Here is an 11,949-nt window from a genome sequence, read left to right as displayed (position 1 = left end):
AAACTGCATGTACGTTGGCTGCCTTTACCGACTCGGCCCGCAGTGAGCCTCGTCAGTCTGCAACGCAAATGCGTTAAGGTGTGTCGCCATTCATCCGTGCGCTAATTCTCTCTTCCAAGCCGCTATAGCGCTGCGTTGGCGTTTTCACCGCGCGACAGAGAATGCGAACGTCGGTATAGAGTGACAAACGCTGGCGCGCACGCGTGATCGCGGTATACACCAGCTCTCGCGTCAGCACCGGTAAATAGTGGTTCGGCAGCACCAGCGCCGTATGATCGAACTCCGATCCCTGCGATTTATGCACCGTCATCGCATAGGCCGTTTCATGCGGCGGCAGACGGCTTGGCGTAACGTCTTTGGTTTCGCCATTTGGCAACGGGAAAAATACGCGCAGTTCCCCACTGTCTCCCGTCATGGCAATACCGATATCCCCATTGAACAGACCTAATGCGGCATCGTTACGTTCAATCATGACCGGTCGGCCGGGATACCAGCGGTTAAGCGGATTACGGCTGCGCTGAATCAGCCCAGCCTGATGCAAAGCCTGCTCGATGCGCTGATTCAGCCCTGCTACGCCAAATGGCCCTTCGCGCAATGCGCACAGCTGACGATAGCGCTGGAAGGCAAGCAGCACAGCGTCCGGCGTGGCTCCCGCCGCAATAAGTTGCAGATAATCACGATACCCTTCGACACACTGCGCCAGCATGGCCTGATACTCTTCAGCCTCGGTTAACGGGCTACAGGTAATGTCGGCAAACTCGCCGTTTAACACCGTACGCACACGAGCATCATCGCCACCGTTCACCGCCAGCGCCAGTTGACCAATACCGGAATGCGGATCGAAACGGTAGCTCCGGCGTAACAGACAAATACTGTCACTGACTGTCGTTTGCCCTTCAGGGCCGCTTTCATCCAGCTTACAGCCCGTCAGCCGCTGCAATTGCTGCGCCCGTGCACGACTATAGCCAGCCTCGGCAAAACGACAAATATCGCCCAATACCGCTCCCGCCTCGACGGACGCCAGCTGATCGCGGTCACCCAGAAAGATAATTCTGGCGTGTGGCGGAAGCGCGGCGATCACGTTTGCCATCATCGGCAGATCGACCATCGACGCCTCATCCACAATCAGCACATCCAAATGTAGCGGGTTGTCCTGATGGTGACGCAGGCGCTGACTGTCTGTCACCGCCCCCAACAGCCGGTGCAGGGTTGTCGCTTCCTGCGGAAACGCATCCCGCAACAATGGATCCACCGCAAGACGGTGCAGAGCCTGCCCCAGCGATTCCGTGAGCCGCGCAGCCGCTTTCCCGGTCGGCGCAGCCAGTTGAATACGTAACGTTTCTCCCGTATTCAGCTCAATTAGCGCCGCCAGCAATTTGGCCACCGTAGTGGTTTTCCCCGTTCCCGGCCCGCCGGAAATCACCGCAATGCGGCGCGTCAAGGCGACAGCCGCAGCGACCTTCTGCCAGTTAACCTCTTCGCCCACGTCAGGAAACAGCCGATCCAGAACCGCTCGGATCGCGGGTTCATCGACGGGGATCGTATCGCGCTCGCTGGCGATAAACCGCGCCACGCGGCCTTCACTCTGCCAGCTACGCTGTAAGTACAGCTTTTCTCCTTGCAACACCAGCGGCGTCGGCTGGCTTCCGTCGCTGACGGCATCGGACGCCAGTAAGCGCTGCCGCCATGCGGCAACCGTGTTTAGCCCTGCCTCCGTGAGCAGCTGTTGGGCCAGCTCAGGCTCGCGGCCGTCAAACAGCGTCTGGGCCTGCAAGTTCTCCAGCGGCAAACACACGTGCCCCGCGCCCGAATGTGCACTCAGGCAGGCAGCGGCCAACAGCAGATCGGGCTTTGTCTCATCCGCCAGCATTCTGGCGAACTGAACATCCAGCGGGCGCAGTAACCGCCGCGCCAGTGCCGTTTCAAGTAACGCAATCATGAGGGAATTCCTGTATCAGCATCGTCAGGCGTCTTTCCCTTAAAGAGCGCATCAAGCCCGAAAACAAATTCAGCAGAGGGACGACAGGCAAAGATGCCATTGCCGGGGTGAGACACTTCAACGCCGCGTAAAAACAGATAAAACACTCCGCCAAAGTGGCGCTCATAGTCATAATCCGCAATGCGATGACGCAGATAGCGGTGCAAAGCCAGCGTGTAGAGCTGGTATTGCAAGTCATAGCGATGTTCGGCCATCGACTGCATCATGGCCGTTTGGGTGTACGCACTGGCATCAGGGCCGAGCCAATTGGACTTATAGTCCAGCAGGTAATAACGCCCTTCCCAGCGGAACACCAGATCGATAAACCCTTTCAGCATGCCTTTCACCTGCTGAAAAGAGAGCGCCGGACAGCGTGCAGATAGCGGATCGTGATATTTCGCCAGCCGATCGAGCTGCGCCGCCTGAATTGGCGCATCAATCGGTATATAGAACTGTAATTCGGCCTGCTTATCGGCGTTATCCAGCGCCGATAGCGCGATCCCTTGCTCATTAAGCGGCGTATGCAAAAGCGTATCCATCCACGCCTTTAACACCGGGTGCCAGTGCGCTTCAAATCCCTGTAGCTGCAGCTGTTCGGCTAACCAGTCATCCTCAACGGGCTGGGTGAAATCCAGCGTTTCAAACAGACTATGCAAAAACGTTCCCGGACTCGCGCCGCGCGGGAATGTATGCGGCGTCAGTTGGGTTTCATCCGCCTCCTGACGCTCGCCTATCGCTTCGATATCCAGACGCGGCACCAGATCCTGCGCGCTTGCAGAACCCTGCTGCTGAAGCCCCGAATAGCTGGTTACTCGCCAGCCGTCGCGCAGTTGGCGTTCGATGTGGCGAGCCCGCAGCTCTGCCAGTTCCGGTCTATCCGGCTGCCAACGCTGTTCTTCCGTCGCCTGTAGCGGCGTTAATGCGATACCGTCGCCAACCATGCCTTCCAGCTCGCTGACTAACGTGGCAGCTTCAGCTTCTTTACCGCGCTGGAGTAAATAGCCCAGCGCGCTCTGGTGCATATCGCTGCTGCCGTCTTTCTTACGCGATCGCTGAACCGGCGCAACGCCTACGCTACAGTGGTAGATAGAACGGGTTAGCGCGACATACAGCAAACGTAAATCTTCCGCCAGCCGCTCTTCTTCCGCTAGCGTCTGGCTTTCTTCATTATTTTGCAGATCCAACACGGCCTGATAGCTTTCGCGATCGTGATAAATCCCCTGATCCTGCACGCGGAAGTTGCTGATGAAAGGTAGCCATACCAGCGGATATTCGAGCCCTTTCGATTTGTGGATCGTCACGATCTGCACCAGGTGACGATCGCTTTCCAGACGTAGCTGCTGATTCTCTGCTTGCGGATTAGGTTGAACAATCTGCTGTGATAGCCAGCGCACCAGCGCATGTTCGCTATCAAGGGTTGCGGAGGCATCCTGCAATAACTCACCGATATGCAGAATATCGGTAATGCGGCGTTCTCCCTCCGCGCTCGCCAGCAGGTTCTCCGCCAGATGATGTTGACTCATCAGCGCACGCAGCATCGGTAGTACGCCGCGCTGACGCCACAGAGTACGATAGCCTGCAAATTCATCGACCAACGCATCCCACGCGGCTTCGCTTTGCCCTAATGCATCAACCTGTTCGGCATCCAGCCCCATCAGGGCCGTCGCCATCGCGCTGCGTAACGTGCGCTCCTGTTCCGGTGCAAGCACCGCCTGCAGCAGCCACAACATATCGCTGGCTTCCGGCGTGCTGAATACGCTGTCGCGATTGGACAGATATACAGAGGGAATGGACAAACGGCTCAGCGCGTCACGAATCAGCGAGGCTTCACGCCGGCTACGCACCAGCACACTCATGTCGGATGCCCTGACCAAACGGCGGGAGTCGTCAGTAACCAGCCAGGCTTCATTGCGCTGACTGGCCGCCAGCCAGTCACGAATCTGCGCCGCACACTGACGCGCCATCTGCTGTTGATAATCTCCTACGCCAATCGGTTCTGAACCCGTTAGCCAGAATTGCAGCGCAGGCTGAGGCTGCCCTGCGACCTCAAACACCAAACCGCGCTTAGACTCAGCAGGCTTGACCGGCAGGAAAGGAATGTTTTGAAAAATAAAAGGAGAATCGAGGCGTTCAAACAGACGATTAACGCCATGTACCATCTGGTGCGACGAGCGCCAGTTCGTACCCAGCGTATAATGCGCGGCGACTTCTCCGCGCGCGTGCATGTAGGTAAAAATATCCGCACCGCGAAACGCATAAATAGCCTGCTTAGGGTCACCGATCAGCAATAGCCCACACTGCGGCTGCCCGACGTATAGCGTTCGGAAAATACGGTACTGTTGAGGATCGGTATCCTGAAATTCATCGATCATCGCCACCGGATAGCGTTCGCGAATGGCACTGGCAAGCTGTTCCCCGCCAGGCTGTTGCAACGCAACATCCAAACGGCTCAGCAGATCGTCAAACCCCAGCTCTGCACGCTGTCGTTTTTCCTCACTCACCGACTCGCGGATCGCCGACAGCGCACGAACAATGACTAAATCGCGCAGCGACAGCGGCGCTTCAAGCAGCCGTTCGGTCTCCTCAAAAAGGGTATGAACAGGCGGCTCGCCTTTCTTCGTTTTCTCGATTAGCGTTTGCTGGGTAAATCTCACCAGATCTTTCGGCAGTTGGTAATCCAGCGTCGGCTGCTCTGCCCACAGCGTGACTTTCTGTAGCCAGTTGGGAAGATGCTTACTGCTGTAGCTGCGTTTATCGACGCCAGAAGCACTAATCAGCGCTTCCAAATCCGCGGCTGACGCAAGCCAACGTTGTTTGTATGCATCAATCGTCGCCACGATCTTCTCATGTCGACTCAGCAGCGTTTCATCTTCTTCTGGCGGCAAGCGAAACGCAGGCGCTTCACCATGCAGATAAGGCGCCAGATCGGCCAACAGGTTTTCTGGCCCTTTCCACTCCAGACCGACAATGCGTGCGACTTCGACTGGCAGCGGATAGCAGTAACGACGCCAGAAATCAGCGCAGGCCTGACGGCGCAGCGGCTGTTCATCTTCTATCAGCACCTGTTCGAAAAGCACGCCGGATTCAAACGCATTGGTACTGAGCATACGCTGGCAGAAGCCGTGGATCGTGTAGATCGCCGCTTCGTCCATTTGGCGTTCGGCCGCCAGCAATACGTCGGCCGCATCGCGGTGGTCCGAAATCTCCGCCAGCAGCTGCGCTAGCGACGTATCTTTAGGCTTATCTGCTTCTTCACCCTGGGCGCTTTTACGCAGGCAGGCGATGCGCAAAGCGTGAATTCTGGCACGAATACGCTCCCGCAATTCTTCGGTCGCAGCCTCCGTAAAGGTCACAACCAGAATTTCTTCGACCAGTAGTGGACGTGGATACGCGGCTTGCTTCCCCAGCCCCAATAGCAGGCGCAGGTAAAGCGCAGCCAGCGTATAGGTTTTCCCCGTTCCGGCCGACGCCTCAATCAGCCGCTCCCCGAGGAGCGGCAACGTCATAACGTCTAATGATTGCGGCGCGGCATTTTTCATTCTGCTGAAACCTTACCGACCGCTGTCGATGCCGCTGGCGCTGGGATCATCGTAGGCGCTTTCTCACGCGGTAACGTTTTCTGCAATGAAGACGCATCCGCGTAGGTATGCCATCCTTTCGGTGCGGCATAGTCGGCTTTACCATGATGGCTGCCGGAAACCTGCGACAAAATCGCCAGCCCTTCAGGCTTCAGCGCCTTCTGGAAGAAGTCTGCCAGCTGCGTGACCGTCAGCGGTTTGATTTGTTCGAGCAGTTTCTCGCGTGAATCAAAAGCGAAATTTTCCCGATCCAGATCGCGACGCAGTCGGCTAGCCTCTTCACCTAAGGTTTGCGGACGCTGGTTCAGTTCATTCATCACGCCCTGCTTATACTGCGTAAACTCTTCTTCACTCATTTCACGCAGTCGTTTTTGCGCTTTCAGGTAAAAATCTTCATAGCGCTGATACAGATAAGCAGGCTGTTTGCTGTTGCTTTGCAGCAGGAAGGCAATGCCCATCTGTCGGCCGACCGTCGTCGGGAAGGCAAACACCGCGTAGCCCAGTTGCTCTTCCGTTCTCAGTTGGCTGTAGAACCACGGCTGAACGATCTGTCCCAGCACCGAGCTATACGCCATGCTTTCCGTTTCCGAATACCCCGTCGGTACGTACACCGCTGCTAACGCAGAATCCGTGCTGCTGCCCGGGCGCTGTAGATTAGCAAGCTGTGGCTTACTGACTTTGACATCATCGCTGCGCGACAGATTCTCGCCACCAGCCTTCAGATGCGCCTTCAGCGTATTCGCCAGCTCGGTAACACGCTCTGGTGCCAGATTGCCGACGACCAGCATTTCCGGCGTAGCTTTTTGCAGCAGGTCTTTGCGGTAGTTAACCACGTCCTGTAAACGGATATCCTTCAGCAGGTTACGACGTTCTGCGCGCTCAAAGTAAGGCAATTGCGATATCGCCTGAACCGGCTGTAACGCCTGTTCAAAGGCTTTTGATTTCTCTACCGCATCCAATTGCTGTATGTACCAGGACTTTGCCTGCTCCAGCTGTGCTTCCGTCGAGGTAAAGGAGGCGTAGCCATCCGCCAACGTCAGCAGCAATCGTGGCAAATGCTGGGTATAACCATTGGCGCTAATCACCAGACCATCATTGCTGCGAGTGGAGAAACTGATGCCGCCGATCGAAGCCTGATAGCTGAGTTCATCCAGCGCCAGACCTGCCAGATAATCGTTTAACGCAAACAGCACCTGATTACGGGCGGTGCTGCGCGCTTCCTGATTACGCAGGAACAGCGTGATTTCCGCTTTCGGCTCATCAGCGAAGTAGTGGCTTGGCATATACAGCACGCGTAGCCCCGGCTGGTTCAGCAGAAGTGTCGGTTTAGTGATCGCCTTATCGGTTTTGATCAGGGAGAAATCATCCGGGATATAGGGGTTGATCGTCGGCAACGACAGTGACATTTTCTGCCCCAGCGTTTTCCATTTTGTGAATGTTGCTGACGGGATTTTATTCATCTCGTACGGCGCATCGACAAAATAGGCCACTTTATTATGCGGCTCATTCGGGCTGATGACCCAGACGCGCGCGTTCTGCGGCGTCATCTCGTCCAGTCGTGCGGCGATAGCTTTCGGATCGTAGCGATCGGCAACATACTGCGCATCCAGCGTATGTTCGACCGGCACGCGCAGCATGGTATCAACCAACCATTCGATGTAGTCCATATCACGGCTGATGGACGGATAGCGGAAATCCAGATCCAGAACATGCGCGATCTCATCAAAATAGCGCTGCTGAATCCCTTCTGTGCGAATTTGTTGCAGGTAACGGAATATCGCAGCGATCACTTCATCACGCTGTGCCAGACCTTTATCGGTCAGCGAGGCTGAAATAGCGAACATGCCGCCATTACGGTCGATGATCGGCGAAGAACCCGCACCGATAGACTCAACCAGCCCTTCCTTTTGCAACCAGTCAGAGAGCGTATTCTGGCTGCGGTTGCCGATCAGATAGCTTATGTAGGTATCCGTCTTGCTGCGAAATTCCTGGCTAATATCGCTGACGCGAAACTCAATGCGCAGCTGTTTTCTCGGCTGAGCAGGAACATAGTGAATCATTACGCCGCGCTGCTTTTCCGTCGTCACAGGAACGGTAACCGCAGGAACGCTAGCGTTGTGATTAGGAATGCGCCCGAAGGTATCAACCGCCAGTTTCGCCAGTTCAGGCAGAGGTTGATTGCTGTAAATCACCCCTTTCATCAGGTTGGCGGAGTAGTATTTCTGATAGAACTTCACCAGCTCATCATGCAGTTTGCTCCCGGGTTTATCGCTCAGGGTTTCAAGATTCCCCCCCGAAAAACGTGCGCTTGGGTGCGCCGGGTTCAGCGTTTCCGCCCCCACCTGCGCCATGCGGTGACCGTCACGCGAACGCGCCATCGTTAATTCCGCATTGACCGCATTACGCTCACGATCGGCATTCACCGGATCGAGCAGCGGTTCCGCAATCGCATCCGCCATCCGATCTACGGCTGGCCGCAGCGCGTCATTTTCCACTTCCAGATAAAACGCCGTGCGGTAAGACGCCGTGCTGGCATTGTGGCTACCGCCATGCTTTTTCAAAAACTCGGACAGCGCCTCTGGCTCTGGGTAACGTTTCGATCCCATCAGCACCATGTGTTCGAGGTAATGCGCTAATCCCAGTTGATTATTGGGATCGTCCAGCGAGCCAATAGGCAACGCCAGTGATGCCAGCGATTTGGGTGCCTGCGGATCGGAAACCAGCAGAACGGTCATTCCATTATCCAGTTTGATCGCCTGATATTGCCGCGGATCTTTTTCGCTTTTTCGAATCGTCTGAGCCAGCGGCTGCCAGCCCGTCTCAGCCCAACTCGCCGGAAGCCAGAATGTGAATAAAAGAAACCACCCGGTAATCCAGACCCACTGTTTACGCATGCAATTCTCCAACCTCATATCCATCACTTTTCACGTTGCAGTGCGTTATCTTCTCGCACCTCGAAATCGACTCGGGCATTACCCAAAACAAACTCATCACGCCAGATTAGAGCGGAACGGTGGCAGTAGCCAGATTTGCGCCGCTTCAATCACCTCATTCATTCGCTTTTCATCCAACTCACGGATGATGCGTTGCAGGTAATAATCCTCCCCCTCACCCCGCATTCCCATGTTGCCCTGCCAGGCTTGCAGTAAACGGGCGCGCGCTTTGTTCTGCGCCTCCTCATCCGACCGCAGGCTATCGCTTTCGCGATCATAACATTCAGCCAACCAAGCGCTCCCCGCTTTATTGAGCAATAACAGCGGCTTGCTCATTCCCTGACGATAGCCATCCAGCATGACAGATAAATGCTCTCTGGCCTGTACTTCCGACAAGGCAGCAAAACGCCACGCCGTCTCTTCCCGCCCATACAGTCGACTTTCACCCTGCCCGCCCGTTGCACAGTAGGCCAGATGCTCCAACCACAACGTAATGCCATCCTTCATCGAAAGCGTGCCGGGACGCCAGCGCAGCAAGCCATCCGGCTGCACCTGATTCAGCCATCCGCTGACGCGCACGCCGTCGAGGAGAATATCCACTTCCCGACTCACCGACAGCGACGGCGTTAATTCATCACGCACACGCGCAGCCAACTGCGCCATCTCCTGCTGCTGTTCCTGCCAGTAAATTTCGCCGAACGCACCATAGGGTAACTCACCTGCGGCTCTGGCACGGCGATACAGTTTTTCCGTATCGCCTTCATTAATCAAGGTATTAAGCAACTCGCTATTCAACTGATAGCGGTTAAGGCTATCAACCACAAAGGGCTCTTCATCCAACAGCTCATCGCTGTGCAGCATGAAACTCACACCAAGCCGCAGTTGAAAAAAGGCTCGCACAGGATGACGATAAAAACGCTTCAAATCGTCCAGGCTGACATCCCTATCACTCGCTCTTGCGGACAGCGCTTCGCGATCGAAATCAGGCTGAGCTTCCCCTTTTCGGTTCGCCGCCGCCAGCCACTCGGCCGCAAAACTCAACGGCTGCGGTGCAGACAGGAAGTTATTCGCATCAAAAGGCATACGGCTATGTTCGCGGCAAAGGTGCTTCACCACGCGCTCCGCGCTGCTATCGATATCCAGCGTTTCATCGCCCGGCAGGACGTAACTTTGTGCGATATATTCCGTCAGTTCGCTGACCAATACGGAAGGATAGCGACGCGTATTATCCTGGATCGAGCGCCCGATATAGCTGATATAGAGTTTGTGCTGCGCCGACAAAAGCGCCTCAAGAAACAGATAGCGGTCATCATCACGTCGGCTACGATCGCCGCGCTTGATTTTCCGCCCCATGAGATCGAACCCGAGCGGTGGCAGCGTTCGAGGATAAACGCCGTCATTCATGCCCAACAAACACACGACCTTGAACGGAATGGAACGCATCGGCATCAGCGTACAAAAATTGATCGAACCAGCAAGAAAACGCTGGCTGAGCCGCTCCTGATCGAGACGCCGCGACAGTTCATCACGTAACCGGGAGATTGGCACCTGTTGCGGATAATGCGCCATCGTGCCCATACCGATCACGTACTGCCACTGTTTTTCAACTAACGCCAGCGCCGCTTCGGTCTCACTGTCAGCGTCAAAGAAGGTTTCGATCAGCTCTCGACATAACGGTAGCCAGTCGACAAGCACGCGCGGCTGAGACAGGCGCTGACGCCAGTGGTGAATCTGCATCAGCAGCTCGGCCAGTTGACCGGCCAGTTCCGCAATCAATCCGCTGGATTCATCATAAGGCAGCACGCCCTGCCAGTCGCCGACCTGACTGTCCATCGCATAGCCCAGCAGCATTCTCGTCAGGCCAAAACGCCACGTATGCTGCCCTGTTGGCGGCAGCATCAGATCGCGTACATTGTCGTCATCCAGTCCCCAGCGCACGCCGGATTCCACCACCCACAGGCGCAGACGCCGCAGCCCTTCTTCCTGAATACCGAAACGCGCGGCCAGCGCGGGCACTTCAAGCAATGCCAGAACCTGTTCCGCCGTAAAACGGCTCGTCGGTAAATCCAGCAGGCTGATTACCGCCTGCAAGGCGGGATGCGCATGTCGCGCACGCTGATCGGAGATGGCAAAAGGCAGGTAGCGGTTATCTGGCGCGTTACCAAACACCGCCTGAATAAACGGCGTATAGCTGTCGATGTCCGCCATCATCACAATGACATCACGCGGCATCAGTTCAGGATCGTCAGCCATCATGGCCAGCAGCCGATCGTGAAGCACTTCCACTTCACGCTGCGGGCTGTGGCAAGCGTGGAAATCGATCGAACGATCGTCGAGAGCCAGCAGGCGTTTTTGCATGCTGGTGTTCTGCGTTTCCTGACTGACGGCCACTACCGCGTGGTCTTCCAGTTCAAGAATATCGCGCTGCAAGGTTTGCAGCAGATTTTCGCCATCCGACTCAACAAAAGCGTCGATCTCCTGCACGCTATCCAAATCAGCCAGCAGATACAGGTTATCGCGCCCCAGCTTTCCCCACGATGCCAGCAGCGGATTATTAATCGACTGTTTACCGTCGTCGTTGAACAATGCTTCTGCCTGTGAAGGATCGCGAAAGAGCGGGCGGGTTTCATCAGCCTGTTCGCCATCAAAGCGATGTAAGCGGCGGTTGCGGGCTTTTAGCTTCGCCAGAAATTTATAATCCTGAATGTCACTCCAGTAATGGCGACAAGGATTGGTAAATAGCAGGTGCACATCAATATGACGCGCCAGCGCGTTCAACGCCTGTAAATAGATGGGGGGTAACGCCGAAATACCGCAGATAAAAACGCGTGGCGGTAGGCCTTTCGGGCACGTTTTTGCCTGTTCTAACGCAGTAATAAAGCGTTGATACAGAATCGCATGGTGCCATTCGGGCTGCGCCAGTTCACGCGTGTAATCCACCAGCGCGCGCCACAGCGCGGACTGCCACAGCTGATTCCCGCCGAGATCGTCAACCTGTTTCCCTTCTTGCCATGCCTTGATCCATTCCGGGCGATAAATCAGGTATTGATCGAAAAGATCCGCTACGCGTCCGGCAAGCTGATGCAGCTTGCGCTGGTTATCGTCATCCTGCAAATAGTGGTTAAGGGCCGCAAAATCAGGCTGAGCCAACAAATCGGGCAGCAAATGCATGAGCTTCCACGTCATCGCATCCTTGCTGAAGGCGCTTTCTTTTGGAATATCCGGCAGCACATGGCGACACATATTCCACAAAAAAACACCGGGCAGCGGGAATTGAATATTGGCAGCAATCCCGAAGTGTCCAGCCAGTTCAATTTGCAGCCACTGCGCCATCCCCGGGCTTTGAACTAAAATCACTTCCTGCTGGAAGGGATCCGCAAGCGGCTGACGTTTTATCAGCTCAACCATCAGTCTTTTCAAGATATCTAACTGATTAGAGTGATAGATTCTAAACATTCTG

At 55.6% G+C, this 11,949-nt stretch carries 4 protein-coding genes; all 4 read right to left on the bottom strand.

What is annotated here, in order from left to right; genetic code table 11:
* Positions 1–73: 73 nt before the first annotated feature.
* Entirely contained in the window at positions 74–1,939 is a 1,866-nt protein-coding gene (recD, locus tag Q3A88_RS07665) for an exodeoxyribonuclease V subunit alpha (protein WP_317177684.1), read from the bottom strand.
* Positions 1,936–5,517: an exodeoxyribonuclease V subunit beta gene (gene recB / locus Q3A88_RS07660; protein ID WP_317177683.1), complete on the bottom strand. Its 3,582-nt coding sequence runs from the start codon at positions 5,515–5,517 to the stop codon at positions 1,936–1,938. The genes recD and recB overlap by 4 nt, the downstream gene beginning before the upstream one ends.
* On the bottom strand, positions 5,514–8,450 hold the full coding sequence (gene ptrA / locus Q3A88_RS07655) for a pitrilysin (RefSeq protein ID WP_317177682.1): 2,937 nt from the start codon (positions 8,448–8,450) through the stop codon (positions 5,514–5,516). The genes recB and ptrA overlap by 4 nt, the downstream gene beginning before the upstream one ends.
* A 96-nt stretch (positions 8,451–8,546) precedes the next feature.
* Positions 8,547–11,945: an exodeoxyribonuclease V subunit gamma gene (gene recC, locus Q3A88_RS07650; protein WP_317177681.1), complete on the bottom strand. Its 3,399-nt coding sequence runs from the start codon at positions 11,943–11,945 to the stop codon at positions 8,547–8,549.
* Positions 11,946–11,949 lie beyond the last annotated feature (4 nt).

Source organism: Pectobacterium sp. HCp5_1, assembly GCF_032905925.1.
Taxonomy (GTDB): Bacteria; Pseudomonadota; Gammaproteobacteria; order Enterobacterales; family Enterobacteriaceae; genus Pectobacterium; species Pectobacterium brasiliense_A.
Note: the sequence above shows the minus strand (reverse complement) of the source record. Positions and strands in the feature narration are given on the sequence as shown.